This is a genomic window from Brevundimonas sp. (assembly GCF_965227765.1).
Taxonomy (GTDB): domain Bacteria; phylum Pseudomonadota; class Alphaproteobacteria; order Caulobacterales; family Caulobacteraceae; genus Brevundimonas.
Map to the genome: position 1 here is coordinate 2,783,057 of NZ_OZ245778.1, position 20,149 is coordinate 2,803,205.

A 20,149-nucleotide genomic window follows, 5' to 3' on the forward strand; every position below is an offset into this window, starting at 1 on the left:
CGTATTCGCTAGATCGGAAGAGGGGCGTGACCGTGGAACCAGCGACGACCGTGAGACGGACCGCATGAAGGCGGCGGCGGCCCTGGCCCTGCTGTCGCTCTGCGCCTGCGCCGACAAATCCGACGCGCCTCGCCCCATAGCCGGCGCGGATGCGGGCCGGGGCCTGGAGATCATCGGCCGGGTCGGCTGCGCCGCCTGTCACCGCATCCCCGGCGTCGCCTGGCCGAGCGGGACCGTCGGCGGAACGCTGGACGGGTTCGCGGATCGTTCGCTGATCGCCGGCCGATTGCCCAACCAGCCTGACATCCTTGTCCGCTGGCTGCGAGACGCCCCGTCCCTGTCGCCCGAAACTGGAATGCCGCCCATCCCCATCACCGAAGCCGAAGCCCGCGATGTCGCGGCCTATCTCTACACCCTGAAATGAGCACCGATCCCCGCATCCCCGATGGAGCGACACCGCGCGGGCTGGAAGGCTGGCCGCCGCCGGTGCTGGATCCCGCCGGTCCCATGTCTCAGCCGCTCAACACCCTGACCTGGGTGCTGGTGGTCATGGTCGTGGTTGTCAGTCTGGTGGTGTTGGTCGCCCTGTGGCTGGCCCTGTTCGGCCCCCGCGCCTGGCGGCGCAGGCTTGGCGGCGAGACATTGATCCTGATCGCCGGCTTCGCCTTTCCCGCCGTCGTCCTGACCGGCCTCCTGATCTACGGCCTGACGACGACGCGCCAGATCAGCGAGCCGCCCCGGCCCGGCGAAATGCGCATTCGGGTCACGGGCGAGATGTGGTGGTGGCGGGTCGCCTATCTGGACGCCCAGGGTCGAGAGGTCATCCAGGACGCCAACGAGGTCCATATACCGGTCGGGCGCCCCGTGGTGTTCGAACTGGACAGCGCAGACGTGATCCACAGTTTCTGGGTTCCGCGCCTGGGCGGCAAGATGGACATGATCCCGGGGCGCCGAAACATCCTGCGACTTCAGGCGGATCAGGCCGGAGCCTTCGGCGGCCAATGCGCCGAATACTGCGGTGGGCCGCACGCCCTGATGGGGCTGGTCGTCGTCGCCCACGAGCCCGCCGCATTCGAGGCGTGGCGCGCCAGAGCCGCACAGCCCCTACCCGCTCGATCAGAACCCGGCGCCCCGGTCCCGTCGATCGGATTGCCCGCGGGTTACGCGGTGTTCGAGCGTTCCGGCTGCGGCGCCTGCCATACCGTTCGCGGCACGCCCTTCAACGGTCAGGCCGGGCCCGACCTGACCCATGTCGGTTCGCGGCGCACCCTGGGCGGCGGCATCCTGCCCAACAATCAGGGCACGATGGCGGGCTGGATTTCCGACAGTCAGGCGATCAAGCCGGGTAACCGGATGCCCGCCTATCCGGTCCTGACGGGACAGGAGCTGCGTGACGTGTCCGCCTATCTCGAAAGCCTGAAATGAGCGCTCCGCGCACGCCCGGCGGCGCGCCGTCGGAAACGGGGTTCGACACGCGGCTCTACGACCGCTTCCCCACCTCAGACCCGCGTCCGGACGGCGAACTGGAAGCGCTGGAGCGGATCTGGTGCGCACCCAGGGGCTGGCAGTGGCTGACCGCCATCAACAACAATTATGTCGGCGTCTATTACGTCGGCGCGGCCATGCTGTTCTTCGTCCTGGCCGGGGTCCTGTCGCTGATCATGCGAACCCAACTGGCCCTGCCGCTGAACGGCTTCCTGCCGCAGGAGACCTACAACCAGCTGTTCACGATGCACGGGACCATCATGATGTTCCTGTTCGCCGTGCCGGCAGTGGAGGCCCTGGGCGTGCTGCTGCTGCCCCAGATGATCGGGGCGCGCGACCTGCCGTTTCCAAGGCTCTCAGCCTATGCCTTCTGGGCCTATCTGATCGGCGGCCTGGCCTTCTTCTGCTCGATCTTCTTCGGCCTGGCGCCGAACGGCGGCTGGTTCATGTACCCGCCCCTGACCAACACCACCTATTCGCCCGGCATCAACGCCGACTTCTGGCTGCTGGGCATCGGCTTCATCGAGATTTCGGCCATCGCCGGGGCCATCGAGATCATCGTCGGCATCCTGCGGACCCGCGCGCCCGGCATGACGCTGGACAAGCTGCCGATCTTCGCATGGGCCATGCTGATCTTTGCGGTGATGATCATCATCGCCTTCCCGTCGGTGATCCTGGCCACGACCCTGATGGAGCTGGAGCGGGCGTTCAACTGGCCCTTCTTCGACCCGCTCAGGGGCGGCGACCCGATGCTGTGGCAGCACCTGTTCTGGTTCTTCGGGCACCCAGAGGTCTACATCATCTTCCTGCCGGCGGCGGGAGCCATGTCGACCATGATCCCGGCCATCGCCAGGACACCCCTGGTCGGATACCGGCTAGTGGTCCTGGCCATGCTGGCGACCGGCTTCATCAGTTTCGGCGTATGGGCCCACCATATGTTCACGACCGGAATGCCCGATATGTCGATCGGCTTCTTCTCGTCCGCGTCGATGGCCGTCAGCCTGCCCGCTGGCATCCAGGTCTTCGCCTGGATCGCCACCCTGGCCTCGGGAAAGATGCGCTTCAACACCCCGGGCCTGTTCATCCTCGGCTCCCTGATCATCTTCGTCATGGGCGGCCTGACCGGCGTCATGGTGGCCATGGTGCCGTTCGACTGGCAGGCCCACGACACCTATTTCATCGTCGCCCACCTGCACTACGTCCTGATCGGCGGCATGGTCTTTCCGATGTTCGCAGCCATCTACTACTGGATGGGAATGGTCAGCACCCGCCCGCTCAGCGAGCGTCTGGGCAAGTGGACCTTCTGGCTGATGTTCATCGGGATGCATGTGACATTCCTGCCCATGCACCTGACCGGGCTGATGGGAATGCCGAGGCGGGTCTATACCTATCTGCCGGGCCGCCAGTGGGAGCTGACCAACCTGATCTCCACCATCGGGGCCTTCCTGTTCGCGCTGGCGGTGCTGATCTGGATCATCGACATGATCAGAAACTTCCGCCCGTTCGGCGCGAGGGAGGCGGGCAATGTCTATGAGGGCGGCGGTCTGGAGTGGCTGCCGACCGCCCTGTATTCGACCCGCAGCATTCCCGTCGTCACCACCCGCTATCCATTGTGGGACCAGCCCAACCTGATCAAGGACGTGCCGGCCGGTCGCTATTTCCTGCCCGGCAGCGCGACGGGCGGTCGCGAGACCCTGGTCACCTCGACCCTGAACGCCGAGCCCCAGGCGCTGCAGAAGATGCCCGTGCCCTCGGGCTGGTACATCTGGGCGGCAGTGTTCACGGCGGGCTTCTTCCTGCTGCTGACCGTGCAGGCCTATGTGCTCAGCTTCATCAGCCTGGCCCTGATGATCTGGACCATGATGCAGTGGGCCTGGTTCCTCGACCTGCCCGATACAGGCGCGAAATCGGCCAAGACCCACGCCGACATCGGTGCGGGCATCATCGTGCCCACCTATCAAAGCGGGACGTCCAGCACCGGCTGGTGGGCCATGGTCATCACCCTGATCGTGGCCGGAATGGTCTTGGCCATGAGCGCTTTCTCCTACGTCTTCCTGTGGAGCCGTAACCCGTCCGCCTGGGCGCCGCCGCCCGAGATGGCGACCCTGGTCGCGCCGGTTCTGCTGAATGTCCTGGCGGCGGCTCTGGCCTGGAGTTCAAGCCGGGCGCTGGCCCTGGACCGCCCACGCAGCCCGATGATCGCCAGTTTGCTGATGATCGCAGCCGGTGCGGCCCTGGCCTCGGCCTGGGGTCTGGATCTCTCGGGATGGCTCGCAACGGGGCTGACGCCGCAAGCGTCCGGGCAAGGCGCCACGGTTTATAACTTCCTGGCCTGGCAGGGCTTCTTCGTCGCCGTCGTCGCCATCATGGCCCTGTTCGTCCTGCTGCGCTGGCTGTTCGGCAGGGTCACGTCGGACCGCCCCGCGACGCTGGAACTCATCGGACTGTTCTTCACCTATGCGGCGGGCCAGAGCCTGTTTGGCCTCTTGCTGACCCGCCTCTTCCCCGGCCTGGGCTGATGCGCGAGTGGGCGATGATGCTGGGCGGCCTCCTGGTCTGGGCGGCGCATTTCGTGCTGATCTATGTCGTGGCCAGCATGGCGGACATTTCGCCACTGTCACAGGAAGCCGCGTGGCGAATGGCGGGCGTGGGCCTGACCGGGATCTGCGTCGCGGCCATCGCGGGCTTGCTGTGGTGGACGGTGCGGGCGCAACAGGCCTCCGCCTTGGCGCGACGGCTTGGGCTGTTCGGAGGCGGCCTTGGCCTGATCGCCGTGGTCTGGCAGGCCCTGCCCTTGTTGATCTTCGTCTAGGCGGACCAGAGGTGGCGATCCGGGTGACGGTCGCCTATCTGCCTGTGTTCGGCGAAGCCCCGTCGTCCCGGTAATTGATTGGCCAGATAGCCGAATGGCAAGACGTGTCACCAAGGTCAGCAAGGTCCTGTCCGCCGCCAACCTGGCGACCCTTGGCGCGGACCGGCTGAGCGAGTTGCTGATCGAGGTCTCAGGTTCGGATGCGGGCTGGAAACGTCGCCTGCGGATGGAGCTGGCGGCCGAGGTCGGCGCGCCCGATCTGGCGCTGGAAATCGACAAGCGGATGAACACCCTGGCGACCTCGCGGGCGCGGGTGTCATGGCGCAAGCGTCCCGAACTGATCGCCGATCTGCAGACGCTGCGTCGCATGATCGTTGATCGGCTGGCGGCGATGGACGCGGGCTCGGGCCTGACGCGGCTGGTCGGCTGGTTCGATCTCTATCCGGGTCTGGCTTCGCGCGTGAAGGATTCCAAGGGCGAGCTTGCCCTTCTGTTCGATGGCGCGTCACAGGACTTGGCCGCCGTGGCATCCGCGGCCGATCCCGCCGTCTCAGGCCCCTTGTTGGGCGAGGCCCTGATGACCCGGCTGTCCGAATGGGGAGCCTGGGTCGGGCGCGGCGCGCCCCATATGGAGCCTGAGCTGGCGGGGCGTCTACTGGCCGTTCTGACCCTGGGGCGCCCACGTCCCACAGGCCGCCTGGCCCTGGTCGTGCGAAAGCTGGCCGACCGATCGGGCGACGTCGACGCCTGGATCGCCGCCTTCCCCGATGAGGACCAGCACAAGCCCGAGGTAGGCGCCGAGATCGCGCGGCGTCTGGCCAACGCCGGTCGCGCCGCAGAGGCCCGCATCGCCCTCGACGGCGCGCGTGCTGTCGCCGCCCCCTCCTCGCGCTGGTCGCGCACAGCCGACACTGAGCCCCCGCCCGAGGCCTGGTTCACCGCAGAGATTGCTGTGCTCGACGCCGAGGGCCGCACGCAAGACGCCACCGAGGCCCGATGGGCCATGTTCGAGCGGACACTGTCGGCAGAGGTGCTGCGCGCCCTGTTGGCGGCCCTGCCCGACTTCGAGGACGTGGTCGCGCTGGACCGGGCCATGGCCTTCGCCCTTGAATACCCCGACGCCAACCGCGCCCTGGCCTTCCTGATGCTGTGGCCGGCCTATCGCGAAGCGGCGGGGTTCGTCATGGCCCGCCATTCCGAACTGCGTGGATCGACCGATGACGTGCCTCTGTGGGCGTCGCGTCTGGAAGGCCGCTATCCCGCAGCCGCCCTGCTGCTGGTCCGCCTGCGTGCGGTGGGACTGGCGCGTCTGGCCGGAGCCATGACGGATGAGGTCGCCCAACTGATCGCCGAGGCTGCGGCGATGCTGGAGGTCAACGCCCAACCCGAACTGGCCACTCACGAGGTTTTCCTCGAGCAGGTTCAGGCGGCGATCAAACCGCCGCGGCGCGGCTGGCGCTGACGCCCGCCCCAGCCTCAGGCTGCGGGCGTCAGCCTGGCCACGGACCGCAGTCCCTCCAGCAGGGTCTCGCTGGTGCGCCCGGCGCGGCAGCCGCCGGCCAGGATTAGCCGCAGCGCCTGCAGATGCACCTGGACTGGCGGCCATCGCCAGGTGTCGGCGGCGATCATCCGATCCGACACGTCGCACAGACTATAGGCCGCTTCGTAAAGGGGGCCGGTGTCGAAGAAGCCCGCCATGTCGATGATCGAAGACGCCAGCTCATAGACCCGGGGGCCGGCGCCATCGGGCGCCTCGACGCAGAGGGCCTGAAGCGTGTCCAGCGTCGTGGCGATGGTCGCCATGACATCGTCGCGATGGGTGTTCAGCGCCTCCCCCGCCAGACGTTCGGCGTCACGGACATGGCGCCCGCCGGGCTCCATGACCTGACGTGCCAGAGGGCTGACCACCTTGAAGGTTCGGGCTTCGGTCACAGGGAAACCCTCATCGGCTTCATCATCATGTCGATATCGGACTGGTCCATATTGGCTTCGCTGGCCTCGCCGACGTGAGCCGAAAGGTCGCCCTGGCGACGCCCGGTCAGGCCCATGGGAGGGCCGAAGTTACGCACGCGACGGTCGGGGCCGATATAGGTGTCGCACTCGACGAACTCGCGTTCGTCGCCGGCCAGCCACAGGATGCGCTGCAACAGCACGCTGGGCGTGAGGGGTTTGGTGACCACGAAACTGGCGCCGCAATCCCGTCCCTTGTGCACCTTCGACTGGGCGGCGTGCCCGGTCAGCATGATGACAGGCGTGTAGCGCACCGGCGCAGGCGTCTCGCGCCTCAACCACCTGGTGAAGTCATAGCCGTCCATGCCGGGCATGGAACAGTCGATCAGGATCAGGTCGACATCGCGGGTTTCGACCACCTCGACGGCTTCGGCGGTCGAACCGCGCTTGATCTGCTGTTTCACGCCGAAGCCGTGGAAAATCGAGCTCAGCATATCGAGCGACTTCTGATTGTGATCCACCAGCAGCACGGTCGAACGCGCCAGATTGACTCTGTCGGGGGCATCGGGACGGGCCATGGGATCAGTCGAACAGCATCACATCGCCCGAAGCGGTGGGGCGGGCCGAGGGCGTCGGGATGCGGTCGCCCAGCCGATCGGCCAGGTCAGACAGGGTCAGGGTATGCAGGGCCGTGGCGAAGGGAACACCGACGCCGAGCGCCGCCGACAGGCCGCTCAGACCTTCGAGCCGCTGGATCAGCAGGTCGAACGCCTGGCTGCGCGACAGGGCGTCCGCGCGCATGGCCGCGGGGCAATGCGCCATCAGCTCGGAAGTCAGATCGGCCAGATCGTCCATCTGGACTCGCATCTCGACCAGTTCGTCGGACACGGCGGTCAGCAGAGCTTGAGTACGTTTGGCGGGCATCAGAACAACTCCACGGCGCCCATGGGCGCCGTCGGCAGGCGGGGCGGCGCCTGTGCGGGAACATGGCTGTCCTGCACCGCCCGTTGCAGCGCCCGTCCGGAGACGGGCCAGTAATGCAGTCTTCGACCGCCCGCGCCGCGCAGGCTGCCGCCGACCAGGGGAATGCCTTCGTCGCGCAGGAAGCGTTCGGCGAAATCGGCATTGGCCATGCCGACATCCTTCAGGGAATCGAACATCCGCCCGCCGCCGAACAGCTTGGCTTCCAGGCGATCGCGTCGGGCGCCGGCCTTCATCACGTCGTTGATCAGAAGCTCCATCGCATAGGCGCCGTAGCGGCGGCCCGCGTCGGTGCCTGCGCCTGCGCCTTCGGGCAGCAGGAAATGGTTCATGCCGCCGACGCCGCTCTGAGGATCACGCAGACACATGGCGACGCAACTGCCCAGGATGGTGGTCAGCATCACGTTCGGGTCGGCGGTCACATGGTGGTCCCCCTGGCCGACATGGATCCTTTGCTCGGTCTGAAGCGCCGCCGCCGACATCATGTCAGGGGTCCAAATACGCCTTCCAGCTTCTCTTTCAGCTGAGCGACGGTGAAGGGTTTGACCAGGTAGTTGTTGACCCCGAACTGGACCGCGCGCGCCACCAGTTCGCGATCCGCCCGACCGGTCAGCATGATGAAGGCGGCGCCCTGGGTCGGCGGATGGGCGCGGACGGCGCGCAGAAGACCCAGGCCGTCCAGCTTGGGCATATTGAAGTCCGAGATCACCAGATGCGCAGGCCGGGCGATCATCTCGCGCAGGCCGGCCTCGCCGTCAGAGGCTTCGCGGAACTCACGGAACCCGATCTGCTGCAGGCTTGTGCGGATCAGGCCACGCATCGACATCTGGTCGTCGACGATCAGGGTATGGATAGCGGAAGCGGCAGGCATAGACGAACCTCAGGCGACAGTTTGGGCGGCGCGGGGAGGCGCGGCGCACAGATCGAGAATGGCGGACGAAAGGCGGGTGAGCGGCAGTTGGCGCTCGACGGCGCCGACCTCGTGAGCGACGCGCGGCATGCCATAGACGACGGACGACGCCTCATCCTGGCCCAGGGTGTGGGCGCCGGCGTTGCGCATCTCCAGCAGGCCCTGAGCGCCGTCGCGGCCCATGCCGGTCAGGATCACCCCGGTCATGGGACGGCGCAGGCGCGCCACCGACCGGAACAGGACATCGACGGACGGACGGTGGCCGCTGACCGTGTCACCCTGGCTGAGGCGGCAGCGCGGCGTGGTTCCCGAGACCTCCAGATGGGTCAGGCCGCCCGGCGCGATATAGATCTGGCCCGGGACCAAGGGCGCGCCGTCCACGGCCTCGCTGACCTGGGCAGCGGACATCTTGTTCAGGCGAGCGGCGAAGCTGGCGGTGAAGGTCGCCGGCATATGCTGGGTCACCACCGTCGCCGGACAGTCGGCGGGAAAGGCGGACAGGATGGTCAGCAGAGCTTCCACGCCGCCCGTCGAAGCGCCGATGGCCAGGATGTGATCGTGGGCCGCGCGATAGTCTGCGCGAGGACGAACGGCCTCGGCCGGTCCGCGAGCGCGGACGCGCGAACGGGCGGCGGTCTTCACCTTCAGGGTCAGTTCGGCGAAGGCCTCGACGGCCGTGACGCCCGCGCCGGGTTTGCCCACCGCATCGACCGCGCCCATCTCCAGGGCCTCCAGAGTGATCTCGGCGCCAGCCTGGGTCAGGGTCGAGACCATGACCACGGGCATGGGCCGCAACCGCATGATCTTTTCCAGAAACTCCAGCCCGTTCATGTTGGGCATCTCGACGTCCAGGGTGATGACGTCGGGGTTCAGTTCCTTGATCAGGGCGCGCGCTTCCAGGGGGTCGGCGGCGGTGCCGATCACCTCGATCTCGGGATCGCGACGCAGGGCGGCGGTGATCAGGCCGCGCATGGTCGGCGAGTCGTCGACGACCAGAACCCTCACCGGACCGGGGGCGACGCTCATGCGCTCAGCCTGTAGGTGGTCAGGCCGCTGGTCTGCAGCTGCTTCGACGCCGGGCCGCTGACCCGTTCGGAATGGCCGATATAGAGGGTGGCCCCAGGGGTCATCAGCGGGGTGAACCGCTTCCAAACCCGCTCCTGGGTCGCCTCGTCGAAATAGATCACGACGTTGCGGCAGAAGATGACGTCGAACTTGCCCCGCATCGGCCAGTCGCCGATCAGGTTCAGCTCGCGGAACGACACCAGGTCGCGCAGCTCGGCGTTGGCCGACAGCATATCGCGCCCTTGCGACGGGGCCTTTTCGAAGAAGCGATTGCGCAGCACCGGCGGCGCATTCTCCAGCGCCTCGGCCGAATAGACCCCGGCGATGCCCTCGGCGACCATGTTGGGGTCGATGTCGGTGGCAAGGATGCGCACGTCCAGATCATTGGCTTCGGGCAGGACGGCCAGCACAGTCATGGCCATCGAATAGGGCTCCTGCCCGTTCGAACAGGCGGCCGACCACAGGCGGACCCGCTCACCGCGACGGGCTCGCTCGGCCAGCACCGGCATCACCTGATCGCGCAGATGCTCGAAATGATGCGGCTCACGGAAGAAGCGGGTGACGTTGGTGGTCAGGGCCGCCGTCATCGCCTGACGCTCGTCCACGCCGTCCACGCCCTCGATCAGGGCGCAATAGTCGCGGAAACTGCGCAGACCCAGGCTGCGCAGCCGCTTGGCCAGCCGCGAATAGACCAGGACGGCCTTGCCCTCGTTCAGAGCGATGCCGGCGTGGCTGTGCAGGATCTGGGCGATGTGGCGAAAGTCATCGGCCGTGAAGACGAACTCGCCTTCGACCAGGGAAGCGCGCCCGGCGGGGTTGGTCATGCCGCTTCGGCCTCGGGCTCGGGGATGATCCGGTCCAGTTCGATCAGGCTGATCATGCGGCCGTCGATGGCGAAGATGCCCTTGACGAAGGCCTTCACCTGTTCGCTGGCCACGTCGGGCGTCGGCTGCACGGCCTCGTCTGTCAGCTGGATGATGTCGGACACGGCGTCGACCAGCAGGCCGACCATCCGGCCGCCGACATGGGCCACCATGATGACATGGCGTTCGGACGGCTCGGACGTGTTCAGACCGAACCGCGCGCCCAGGTCGATGATCGGCAGCACGGCGCCGCGCAGGTTGATGACGCCCTTCATATAGCCGGGCGCACGCGGCAGGGGCGTTGCGGGGGTCCAGCCGCGGATCTCGCGCACAGCCATGATGTCGACGCAGAATTCCTGCTCGCCGATACGGAAGGCGATCAGTTCGCGGACCGCAGCGGCGGTGATGTGGGACACGTCGTTCATGATCAGCTCGCGATTTTGAAGTCGGGACGAGTGGCGGCCTCGATGCGGACAGCCTTCTTGCGCCAGGCTGCGACAATGGCGTCCACGTCCAGGATCAGGGCGACACGACCGTCGCCCAGGATGGTGGCGGCGGCGACGCCGTCGACCTGCTGGTAGTTGGTCTCAAGGCTCTTGATGACCACCTGGCGCTGGCCCTGGATGGCGTCGAACAGCAGGGCCGCACGGGCGCCGGCCTCGGTTTCGATGACCATGGCCACGCCGGTTTCGGGCGCGACGGGGCTGTCTCGGAATCCCATACCCAGGGCCACGTCGATCAGGGGCACGAACTGGTCGCGGAAGCGGATCACCGGATCATGGCCGCCGACGTAATGGATGTCCTGGGCGCGCGGCGTCAGGCTCTCGACGATGGCGGTCAGGGGCGCGACCAGGGTCTGTTCGGCGGCGCTGACGACCATGCCGTCCAGCACGGCCAGGGTCAGGGGCAGGCTGAGGGTGAAGGTCGATCCCTTGCCCGGAACCGAGCTGATCGAGATGCGCCCGCCCAGGGCCTGGATGGACCGGCGAACCACGTCCATGCCCACGCCCCGGCCCGAGACATCCGTAATGGTCTCGGCGGTCGAGAAACCGGGCAGGAAGATCAGGTTGTCGATCTCGTCGTCGGACAGGACGGCGTCTTCGGCGATCAGGCCGCGCGAGACGGCGATGCCCTTGACCCGTTCACGATTGATGCCGCGCCCGTCGTCGGAGATCTCGATGACGATCCGGCCCGAACGGTGCAGCGCGGCCAGACGCACCGTGCCTTCGACAGGCTTGCCGGCGGCGGCGCGATCCTCAGGCCCTTCCAGGCCGTGGTCGATCGCGTTGCGCAGCATATGGGTGATGGGTTCGGCCAGACGCTCGACCACGGTCTTGTCGACCTCGGTGTCCTCGCCGGCGGTGACCAGGCGGACGCGCTTGCCGGTCATCTCGCCGACTTCACGGACCAGGCGCGGCATGCGCTGGAACACCGACTTCACCGGCTGGGCGCGGATGGCCATGACGCTGTCCTGGATCTCGCGGGTCAGCAGTTCCAGGTCTTCCAGACCGACCGAGACGCCCGACGACCGGGCCAGGCCGCTCTCGGTCACGCGCTGGGCCAGCATGGCCTGCTGGATGACCAGTTCGCCGACGACGTTGATCAACCGGTCCACCCGATCCAGATCGACGCGGATGGTCACCGCCGCCGGGGCGGCTGGCGCGGTCGGGGCCGCTGCGGGGGGCGCAGCGGACGCCGGCGCAGGAACCGAAGCGGGAGCCGGTGAAGCAGCGGGGGCGACGGCTTCAACCACGGGAGCGGGAACGGCAGACACCTCGGCCTGAGCCATCGCCAACAGGGCGGAGATGTCGAAATCAGCGGCGGGCGACAGATCAGCCTCGACCGCTTCCGATTCGGCGTCGGTCCTGCAGATCGACAGGTCGCAGTCGCTCTCGACGAAGTCGAACACGTCGCGAATGGCGGCCTCGTCGGCGTCCGTGATCAGATCGACGGTCCAGGCCAGATAGGATTCCTCGCTGACCAACTCGGCCAGGTCCGGCAGAGCCGAGGCATCCAGATCCACGCTCATCTGACCCAGGCGCGACAGTTCGCGCAGCAGGATGCCGGTCTCGTTGGCGTTGGCGTAGAGACGGGCGTGCGGGCGCAGGACAATGCGCCAGGCCTGAGCCGCAGGAGCCGCCGCCTCGTCAGCGGCCGCGACGGGCTCGCCCAGTCCGGCGAAGTTGAAGGCCACCGGTCGGAAGCCGAACTCGTCGGCTTCGGGCACGGCCGCCATGACCGGAGCAAACACGGGCGTGAAGTCGGGCGCGTCGTCCAGCGCGACCTCGGCGGCGGGCGAGCTCGCCTCGCCGTGGGTCAGGATTTCCATCTCGGCGACGAGACCGGCGGACCGGGCCTCCTCGACCGGAGCGGCCTGGCCGCGCGCGGCGGCGACATGGTCGGCCAGCACGTCGGAGGCGCGCAGCAGGGTCTTCACCGTCACGTCGTCGCAGGGTTTGCGACCGGCCCGGATCTCGTCCAGCAGGGTCTCGAACACATGGGCGAACCGCACCAGGGCGTCGAGGCCGAAGGCCCCTGCCCCGCCCTTGACCGAGTGCACGGCCCGGAACACGGCGTTGACGGTCTCGTCGTCCCCGGCGCCGGACTCGATCGCCAGCAGGCCGACTTCCAGGTCGCCCAGCAGTTCGTCGCACTCCTGGAAGAAGACGACCTTGATGGCCTCGAACGGGTCCACGGCGTCGCTCATGGTCAGGCGGCCACGCGCCGGACGGCGTCGACCAGCTTGACCGGATCGAACGGCTTGACGATCCAGCCGGTGGCGCCGGCGTCACGCGCCCGCTGCTTCTTGGCCGCGTCGCTTTCGGTGGTCAGGACCAGGACGGGCGTCGAGCGATGGTCGGGATTGGCGCGCATTCCCTCGATGAAGCCGAAGCCGTCGAGGCGGGGCATGTTGATGTCGGTGATGACCACATCGGCGCCGTGAGCCCCCAGGGTCTCCAGGCCGTCGACGCCATCGACTGCCTGGATGACATGATAGCCTGCGTCGATCAGGGCCATCTTCAGCATGTCCCGCATGGTGCGGGAATCGTCGATGGTCAGGACGGTCTTGGTCATGCGGCCTCTCCCTCTTGCAACGCCGACACGGGGTCGGCGCCGAAGGTGTTCCACTGGTTGGCGAAGGCTTCGGACACGCGGTCGATGATCAGGCTGTGGCCGTCACGGACCCAGGACTCCTGGGCCGAGATCAGGACCTGAAGGCACAGGCCGCCCAGGCGTTCGACGGCGGAACCGTCAACCACGACATCGCGTCCTCTCAGCGCCAACAGCGCCGCCCGAATGGGCTCGACCTGCTGGATGTCGAGAATGGCCGGCAGGGTGACGACAGCCGCTTGCGAGGAACTGGTCATCAGAATTCTTCCCAGCCTTCATCGGCCGCCACGGGCTCATGGCGCAGGGCGGCGCCGCCGCGTCCCACCGTACGCATCGCTGCGACCGGACGATGGGCTGGCCGAGGTGCGAAGCGGGGCTCGTTCCGCTCGGCGCGGGGAGCAGAGCGCACGGGTTGGGCCACCGAACCGATCTGGAAACGGGCGACCGAACCGGCAAGGCTTTCAGCCTCCTGCGACAGCGAATGGCTGGCGGCGGTAGATTGCTCGACCATGGCGGCGTTCTGCTGGGTCACCTGATCCATCTGGTTGACGGCGGTGTTGACCTGCTGAAGGCCGGTCGCCTGCTCCTGGGCCGAGGCGGCGATTTCCGACACCAGGCCGTCGATTTCGGCGACGCGTCCGACGATGCGTTGCAGCGCCTCGCCCGTCTGGCCGACCAGGCTGACGCCCGTATTGACCTGGGTGGTCGAGGCCGAGATCAGGACCTTGATCTCCTTGGCCGCTTCCGCCGAGCGCTGGGCCAGGGCCCGGACTTCGGAGGCGACGACGGCGAAGCCGCGACCTGCGTCCCCTGCCCGCGCCGCCTCGACGCCGGCATTCAGGGCCAGAAGGTTGGTCTGGAAGGCGATCTCGTCGATCACGCCGATGATCTGGCTGATCTCCTGGGCCGACTTCTCGATGGCGCCCATGGCCGAGACAGCGTCGCGCACGACATTGCCGCTTGTCTCGGCGTCGCCCTTGGCGGCCTGGACGGTTTCGGAAGCCTGGCGGGCGCCGGCGGCGGTGCGGTTCACCGTGGCGGTGATCTCGTCCAGGGCTGCGGCGGTCTCTTCCAGCGAAGCGGCCTGTTGTTCGGTGCGGCGCGACAGGTCGTCGGCGGCCTGACTGATCTCGCCGGAGCCTGAACGGATGGCCGCGACATTGGTCACGACGACGGACATGGCGTCCTGCAACTGCACCACTGCGGTGTTAAAGTCTTCCTTCAAGCGAGCCGCCTTGGGGGCGACTTCGGCGGTAAAGCGATGCGTCAGGTCCCCGTTGGCGATGGCCGACAGACCTTCGCCCAATGCGCCGATGGCGATGGCGTCCTGTCTTGCCGCCTCGGCCTTCTCAGCCTCGTTGGCCGCACGTTCGACCTCGGATTGCGAGCGATTGGCCAGGGCCTCGGCCTCGATGCGGATCTTGTCGATAGCGGCGTCGCGGAACGCGATGATGGCGACGCCCATCTGGCCGAACTCGTCTTTGCGCAGAGCGCAGGGCACCTCTATCGTGTTGTCGCCAGCCATCAACTTGCGCATGTAGCCGGTCATGTTCATCACCGGCTTGGCGATGCCGCGTGACAGCACGACACTGGCGCCGACGGCGATCAGCATAGCGCCCAGAAGGCCGATCAGCAGGCTCATCTCTGCGACGGCGGTGGCGCGGTGCTGCAGGTCGCGGGCTTGGTCCAGATTGGCCGAGATGATGGCTTTCAACTTGTCCATCGCCGTTTCGACCGGCGTCATCAGTTGATCGGCTATACCCGCGTTGCCAACCATGGCGACGGCCTCGGCCCGGGTCGCCGGGTCACGCGCCAGCGTCGCGCCGTTGACGACAACCCCTTCGAACCAGGCGTCGGCTGCCTTCTCGACATCGTCGATCACCGCATCGGCCTCGACCGTCCCTGAGCCGCGCAACGTGTCCAGCTTTTCCTTGAAGGCGGCGCGGTGAGCGTTTGTCCGGTCGAGGTAATAGGGGTCAGAAGACACCAGATAGCCCCGATAGCTGTTTTCCTGGCGCGCCAGGGAGAACTCGGCCGCCGCGGTCTCACGCGTCATCGCGTTGGCGGTCGAACGCAGCGCGTCGGAGGTCTTCACCTCCTTCAGGTTCAGGTAGACGACCCCGCCCATGGCGCTGATCGCCAGCAGGATTGAGGCGAAGGCGAGGATCAGCTTCTTGCCGATCGGGACATTGCTCAGTTTCACGGCAGTTTCCTTGTCGAGAGGCGCGAGGGACGAAAAAGATCGGTAAGAAGACGGTCAGAGAGACAGGGTCAGGGCGGCGACCAGGCGACCTTCGTAGCTTTCGCCAAAGTCGTGCCGATCGGTGTCGTACCAGCGCAGATCGACGGCGAAGCGGTCGTCCAGCTTGCGCTTCACACCCACGTTCCAGGCCCGGTAGTCGTTGCCGTTGCGGGCGGTGCGGTCGGCGATGGCGGCGGTCGCCTTGGTTGCGGCATTGATGGCCACGCCGCCCTGCAGTTCGACCCACCAGGCCTCTTTCGTGCCGGCGAAGCCGTCGTCGGTGTAGTTGACGCGCAGGCGGGTCGCGACAGGTCCGAAAGTGCGCGACGCGTCGGCCTGAAACTCGGTGTAGTTGGCGTCGATGCCCGAGCGGGTGCCCGGCAGGTCGCGGTTGATGACCGACAGGTCCAGTCCGTAGCCGGAGACCGTCGTCCGATAGCCGATGGTGGTCAGGATTTCGGCGTCCGAGCCCTGGGGCAGGTCCGCGGTGGCGCCGAACAGGCTGGCGTAGGCTCCGCCCTGGGTCCAGGTCACCTGGCCCGAGACACTGGGTTGCTCGTCGCTCTTACCAAGGCCTTTGCCCGTGTATTCGCTAGCGACACCCAGTTGAAAGGAGAAGGGATCAGCAGCCACGGCCGCACTCGCGCCCATCAAGGTCGATCCGACAGCAAAAAGGCTCAGGCCAATCTTTCGCATTACAGCGTTATCCATTTTCTTGTTCTTCATGGTGACCTTTCTGGTCTCCGTGTTGTCGTTAAGGTTGACGGGGAACGCGAATATTCTTCGTGAATCGCGCGATAGGTAGAAACACCTAGAGTTGAGCCTGCGGGGCAGTCGAGGCGGCGGTTGGCTGGTGCGGCGTGCTCTGCGGCCCGGCGACGGGCTTCGAAGCGCAAAGGGCCTGTACCGCGCGAACGAGGGCGCAGGCGTCGACGGGCTTGCCCAGCCAGGCGTTCGCCCCGGCCGCCGCCATCTGCTGACGCGGCTGAGCGGAGGTCTCGCTGGAAACGACCAGGATTGGGGTGGCGCCGACACGCGGGTGACGACGGACCAGCCGCACCAGGGCCTCGCCGTTCAGGCACGGCATATTGAAATCCGTCAGGATGACAGACGGCGTGAAGGTGCGAAGTCGGCGCAGCGCCGCCCGAACCCCGTCAACGGCGACCACTTCGAACTCGGCCGCCGTCAGGATACAGCACAGCAAACGACGAATGGCCGCGGAGTCGTCTATCAAGAGTATCCGAAAATTCTTACGCATAGCCCGTCCTCACTTAAGAGAACGGCGATAACCAACAGAAGCGAAGCCGAGGTAACCTTCGCGATAGGGTCAAGTGCTTAGGTATTTACCCCTAATGGCCTCGGTGCTAACCCTGTCGGCCGAGGAAGCTAAGAAAAACAAGCCGTGACAACCGTCGATCAGGCCCCTCAACCTGCAGAAACGTCATCTTTCTTGACGCGCTTCGCCATGATGTCGAGCTGGGCATCGCACGGCTGGCGCGGCTATGCACTGGCGGTGGGCGGCGTCGGCCTGGCTCTGCTGGCCCGGCTTGGGCTCGAGGCTTTCGGCAAATTCTATTACCTGCCGTTGATCCCGGCGATCATGCTGCCTGCGCTGCTGGCGTCGCGCGGGGCTACGGCCCTGGCCATCGTGCTGGCGATTGCGGCCAATGTGGTTCTGGTGTCCCGCGTCAGTGTGGTCGATGCTGTGGTCAACGCCCTGTTGTTCGCCGCTGTAGGATTAGCGATCGGCGAGATCGGCCGGGCGCGTCGGTCCTTCAAGGCCCGGTCGATCGAACTGAAATCCCAGCTGAACACCCGCGACGCCACCATACACGCGATGCTTGCGTCGGCCCCCGTAGTGACCCTGGACGCCCGCGCCCGGATCGTGACCATCAGCCAGCCGGCCTGCACCCTTTTCCGCACGACAGAACGCCATGCGAAGGGGCGCGCCTTTCAGGAATTCGTCGAGTATTTCAACCTCGGGCTGGCGCGGTGGGCGCCGTCCGAGGCGCCGATCACGGACCAGTATTGGCTGGGCCGCCGAACGGATGGCGATGTCTTCCCGCTGGGCATCCAGGTCGCGTCGGTGACCGGAGATCCCACGACGTCAGAGGTTATCCTGACCCTGACCGACCTCAGCCTGTGGCACGCATCGGAGCTTCGCAATCAGGATCTGGGCGAGCAGCTTAATCAGGTGTGGCGGATGAACTCCCTGGGCCAGATGGCGGCTATCCTGGCTCACGAATTGAACCAGCCCCTGACGGCGGCGACCATGTATCTGCAGGCGACCCAGGCCGATCTGGGCCGGGTCGGGGTGCTGGCCGACAGCGCCAGCCGTACGGCCGATCTGGCCAAGGGCCAGATCCTGCGAGCCGGGGCCATCATCCGGCGGGCGCGCGCGCTCCTGACGGTAGAGGCCAGTCCGCTTCAGCACGAACGCCTGTCGTCGATGCTGGAGGACCTCGGCCCCATCATCCAGCTACTGGCCCCGCCGGCGGGCGCAACGGTCCACATCGACGTGCCTCCCGGCGACGACGGCGTCATGGCCGACCGGATTCAAATGCAACAGGCCCTGGTCAACCTGATCCGCAACGCCGTCGAGGCCGTCGCCGACTGTGCCCGACGCGAAGTCCGGGTGGTAGGCCGCTCCGTCGATGCCGACGTCTATGAAATCCGCGTGGAAGACACCGGCCCCGGCGTCGATCTAGAGCGCACATCCCACCTGTTCCAGCCGCTGATGACCACCAAGTCGGACGGCATGGGCCTGGGCCTGTCGGTCACCCGAACCATCGTCGAGAACCACGGCGGCGTCCTGTCCGTGGGTCGAAGCGACCTGGGCGGAGCCGTCTTCCACTTCAGCCTGCAACGCGCATCGGAGCCGCCATGCCCGTGAAGACCACGCCTTCGGTGTTCGTGATCGAGGACGATTTCGCCGTCCGCGACTCGCTGGTGCTGCTGCTCCGATCCCAGGGACTTCGCGCCAGGGGATTCGCCAGCGGGGTCGAGTTCTTCGCCAACCTGCCGACAGATCTGGTGGCCTGTGTCGTCACGGACCTTCGAATGCCGGGCATCGACGGGATCGAGGTGGTCAGGCGACTGGGCGAACTTCGCGGCGACGCCTGGCCCATCGTCGTCATCACCGGCCACGCCGACGTGCCCTCGGCGGTCGAGTTGATGAAGGCCGGGGTGACCGACTTCATCGAAAAGCCGTTCGAGCCCCAGCGCCTGGTCGAGACCCTCAAGGGCTGCGTCTCCAGGATGCATCAGGTCGGGACCCAGATGGAAGTGCGCGCCGATATCGACCGGCGGCTCGCGCAACTGACAGCCCGCGAGCGCCAGGTCTTCGACGCCCTGGCCGCCGGCCTGTCGAACAAGGAGATCGCCGCCCGGCTGGAAATCAGCCCGCGCACGGTGGAAATCTTCCGCGCCAAGGTGATGACCAAGACCGAGGCTCCCAACCTGTCGGCGTTGGTCCGCATGAGCCTGGGCCTAGTCTAGGCCTCACGACGCCCGGTCTAGCGCCAACTGGATCACATCGGTTCGCCGCGAGCGGAAGCCGGCCTCGCAATAGGCCAGGTAGAAGCGCCATAGCCGCCGGAAGCGTTCGTCGAATCCCGCCCCCTCTCGGCCGATCACAGCCCACGCGGCCTCGAACCGGCGCGCCCATTCGGCCAGGGTATCGGCGTAGTCGCCACCGAACCGCTCGACCGTATTCCATCTCAACCCCGCCGTCTCGATGACGGGCGCCAGCCTGGCCTCCGAAGGGAGTGAGCCGCCGGGGAAGACGTATTTCTGGATGAAGTCAGTGCGGGCGTCGTATTCGTCGAACAGCGCATCCTGAATGGTGATGATCTGCAGACCCGCCCGGCCGGCGGGTTTCAGGACCGCCTGCACCTTGGCGAAATAGGCAGGCCAGTATTCCCGTCCCACAGCCTCGAACATCTCGATAGAGGCCACCCGGTCGAACCGTCCCTCCACGTCGCGATAGTCGATCAGACGGATGTCGGCCTTGTCGGCCAGCCCAGCCTCGAACAGACGACGGCGCGCATAATCATGCTGTTCGCGCGAGATGGTGACGCCGGTCACGGTCGCGCCGATCTCGCGCGCCGCGAACTCGGCGAACCCGCCCCAACCGCAGCCGATTTCGAGGACGCTGTGACCGGGCCGCAGGTCCATCATCCTGGCGAGCGACGCGTATTTGGCCGCTTGCGCCGCCTCCAGCGTCTGGCCGGGCCCTTCGAACCGGGCGGACGAATAGGTCATGGAGCCGTCAAGCCAGGACGAATAGAATGCGTTGCCCAGATCATAATGGGCGTGGATGTTGCGTTTCGAACCCCGGCGACTGTTCCGGTTCAGCCGGTGGCCCAGCCAGTGGACGGCGTTCATCACGGGATTGCCGTCGAACAGTCGCCGGATGTGGTCGTAGTTGTTGACCAGGGTCTCCAGCAGCACTGGCAGAGCGGGAGAGTCCCACTCCCCAGCCATGTAGCCTTCGGCAAAGCCGATATCGCCGCTCTTCAGCACACGGGCGGCGCAGCGATAGTTGCGGATGGTCATCACCGCCGCATGGCCGGGCTCCCTGCCGCTGAGCTGACGCGTCGTGCCGTCCGGCAGGACGATGGTCAGCCGCCCCCAGGTCCAGTTCGACGACAGCAGCCGCAACGCCAGGTCGAAGACCGCCGAGGAAGGCGCCGCGCGGGGAGCTCCATACAGGGTCGTGGTCATGAGTT

General features: G+C 66.8%; 22 protein-coding genes. 7 read left to right on the plus strand and 15 right to left on the minus strand.

What is annotated here, in order from left to right; translation table 11 throughout:
* Window positions 1–64 precede the first annotated feature (64 nt).
* The 5 genes from ACO05L_RS13275 to ACO05L_RS13295 all read left to right on the plus strand — a co-directional run bounded on the left by ACO05L_RS13275 (window position 65) and on the right by ACO05L_RS13295 (window position 5,759).
* Window positions 65–424, plus strand: coding sequence for a c-type cytochrome (locus tag ACO05L_RS13275; protein ID WP_421729640.1), 360 nt, complete (start codon window positions 65–67; stop codon window positions 422–424).
* Window positions 421–1,425 (plus strand): cytochrome c oxidase subunit II, encoded by a 1,005-nt coding sequence (gene coxB / locus ACO05L_RS13280; protein ID WP_421729641.1) that lies wholly within the window; start codon window positions 421–423, stop codon window positions 1,423–1,425. The genes ACO05L_RS13275 and coxB overlap by 4 nt, the downstream gene beginning before the upstream one ends.
* A complete protein-coding gene (locus tag ACO05L_RS13285) occupies window positions 1,422–4,004 on the plus strand; it encodes a cbb3-type cytochrome c oxidase subunit I (protein ID WP_421729642.1) in 2,583 nt (860 codons plus the stop codon). The genes coxB and ACO05L_RS13285 overlap by 4 nt, the downstream gene beginning before the upstream one ends.
* A complete protein-coding gene (locus ACO05L_RS13290; RefSeq protein ID WP_421729643.1) occupies window positions 4,004–4,297 on the plus strand; it encodes a hypothetical protein in 294 nt (97 codons plus the stop codon). Before ACO05L_RS13285 ends, ACO05L_RS13290 begins: the two co-directional genes overlap by 1 nt.
* A gap of 94 nt (window positions 4,298–4,391) precedes the next feature.
* The gene (locus ACO05L_RS13295; protein ID WP_421729644.1) at window positions 4,392–5,759 is read left to right on the plus strand and encodes a DUF6880 family protein; all 1,368 of its coding nucleotides are present in this window, start codon (window positions 4,392–4,394) and stop codon (window positions 5,757–5,759) included.
* Window positions 5,760–5,773: 14 nt separating this feature from the next.
* On the opposite strand, the gene ACO05L_RS13300 is transcribed toward ACO05L_RS13295, so the two are convergent.
* The 14 genes from ACO05L_RS13300 to ACO05L_RS13365 all read right to left on the minus strand — a co-directional run bounded on the left by ACO05L_RS13300 (window position 5,774) and on the right by ACO05L_RS13365 (window position 16,653).
* On the minus strand, window positions 5,774–6,229 hold the full coding sequence (locus ACO05L_RS13300; protein ID WP_421729645.1) for a chemotaxis protein CheE: 456 nt from the start codon (window positions 6,227–6,229) through the stop codon (window positions 5,774–5,776).
* On the minus strand, window positions 6,226–6,825 hold the full coding sequence (locus ACO05L_RS13305; RefSeq protein ID WP_421729646.1) for a response regulator: 600 nt from the start codon (window positions 6,823–6,825) through the stop codon (window positions 6,226–6,228). Before ACO05L_RS13305 ends, ACO05L_RS13300 begins: the two co-directional genes overlap by 4 nt.
* A 4-nt stretch (window positions 6,826–6,829) precedes the next feature.
* Window positions 6,830–7,171 (minus strand): hypothetical protein, encoded by a 342-nt coding sequence (locus ACO05L_RS13310; RefSeq protein WP_421729647.1) that lies wholly within the window; start codon window positions 7,169–7,171, stop codon window positions 6,830–6,832.
* Window positions 7,171–7,710: a chemotaxis protein CheD gene (locus tag ACO05L_RS13315; protein WP_421731694.1), complete on the minus strand. Its 540-nt coding sequence runs from the start codon at window positions 7,708–7,710 to the stop codon at window positions 7,171–7,173. Before ACO05L_RS13315 ends, ACO05L_RS13310 begins: the two co-directional genes overlap by 1 nt.
* Complete coding sequence (locus ACO05L_RS13320; RefSeq protein ID WP_421729648.1) at window positions 7,710–8,099, minus strand: response regulator; 390 nt, start codon at window positions 8,097–8,099, stop codon at window positions 7,710–7,712. Before ACO05L_RS13320 ends, ACO05L_RS13315 begins: the two co-directional genes overlap by 1 nt.
* A 9-nt stretch (window positions 8,100–8,108) precedes the next feature.
* Entirely contained in the window at window positions 8,109–9,164 is a 1,056-nt protein-coding gene (locus tag ACO05L_RS13325) for a protein-glutamate methylesterase/protein-glutamine glutaminase (protein WP_421729649.1), read from the minus strand.
* Window positions 9,161–10,027 (minus strand): CheR family methyltransferase, encoded by an 867-nt coding sequence (locus tag ACO05L_RS13330; RefSeq protein WP_421729650.1) that lies wholly within the window; start codon window positions 10,025–10,027, stop codon window positions 9,161–9,163. The genes ACO05L_RS13325 and ACO05L_RS13330 overlap by 4 nt, the downstream gene beginning before the upstream one ends.
* Window positions 10,024–10,491, minus strand: coding sequence for a chemotaxis protein CheW (locus ACO05L_RS13335; protein WP_421729651.1), 468 nt, complete (start codon window positions 10,489–10,491; stop codon window positions 10,024–10,026). The genes ACO05L_RS13330 and ACO05L_RS13335 overlap by 4 nt, the downstream gene beginning before the upstream one ends.
* 2 nt (window positions 10,492–10,493) lie before the next feature.
* On the minus strand, window positions 10,494–12,773 hold the full coding sequence (locus ACO05L_RS13340; RefSeq protein ID WP_421729652.1) for a chemotaxis protein CheA: 2,280 nt from the start codon (window positions 12,771–12,773) through the stop codon (window positions 10,494–10,496).
* Window positions 12,774–12,775: 2 nt separating this feature from the next.
* Window positions 12,776–13,141 (minus strand): response regulator, encoded by a 366-nt coding sequence (locus ACO05L_RS13345; RefSeq protein ID WP_421729653.1) that lies wholly within the window; start codon window positions 13,139–13,141, stop codon window positions 12,776–12,778.
* Window positions 13,138–13,434, minus strand: coding sequence for an STAS domain-containing protein (locus ACO05L_RS13350; protein WP_421729654.1), 297 nt, complete (start codon window positions 13,432–13,434; stop codon window positions 13,138–13,140). The genes ACO05L_RS13345 and ACO05L_RS13350 overlap by 4 nt, the downstream gene beginning before the upstream one ends.
* Complete coding sequence (locus ACO05L_RS13355) at window positions 13,434–15,380, minus strand: methyl-accepting chemotaxis protein (RefSeq protein WP_421729655.1); 1,947 nt, start codon at window positions 15,378–15,380, stop codon at window positions 13,434–13,436. The genes ACO05L_RS13350 and ACO05L_RS13355 overlap by 1 nt, the downstream gene beginning before the upstream one ends.
* 54 nt (window positions 15,381–15,434) lie before the next feature.
* Window positions 15,435–16,052, minus strand: coding sequence for a TorF family putative porin (locus ACO05L_RS13360; protein ID WP_421729656.1), 618 nt, complete (start codon window positions 16,050–16,052; stop codon window positions 15,435–15,437).
* 178 nt (window positions 16,053–16,230) lie between these two features.
* Window positions 16,231–16,653, minus strand: a complete 423-nt coding sequence (locus tag ACO05L_RS13365; protein WP_421729657.1) for a response regulator — start codon at window positions 16,651–16,653, stop codon at window positions 16,231–16,233.
* A 216-nt stretch (window positions 16,654–16,869) separates the two neighbouring features.
* Here ACO05L_RS13365 and ACO05L_RS13370 point away from each other — a divergent pair, with 216 nt between their 5' ends.
* Complete coding sequence (locus ACO05L_RS13370; protein WP_421729658.1) at window positions 16,870–18,312, plus strand: sensor histidine kinase; 1,443 nt, start codon at window positions 16,870–16,872, stop codon at window positions 18,310–18,312.
* Window positions 18,303–18,917, plus strand: coding sequence for a response regulator transcription factor (locus tag ACO05L_RS13375; protein ID WP_421729659.1), 615 nt, complete (start codon window positions 18,303–18,305; stop codon window positions 18,915–18,917). Before ACO05L_RS13370 ends, ACO05L_RS13375 begins: the two co-directional genes overlap by 10 nt.
* 3 nt (window positions 18,918–18,920) lie before the next feature.
* On the opposite strand, the gene ACO05L_RS13380 is transcribed toward ACO05L_RS13375, so the two are convergent.
* A complete protein-coding gene (locus tag ACO05L_RS13380) occupies window positions 18,921–20,144 on the minus strand; it encodes a class I SAM-dependent methyltransferase (RefSeq protein ID WP_421729660.1) in 1,224 nt (407 codons plus the stop codon).
* Window positions 20,145–20,149 lie beyond the last annotated feature (5 nt).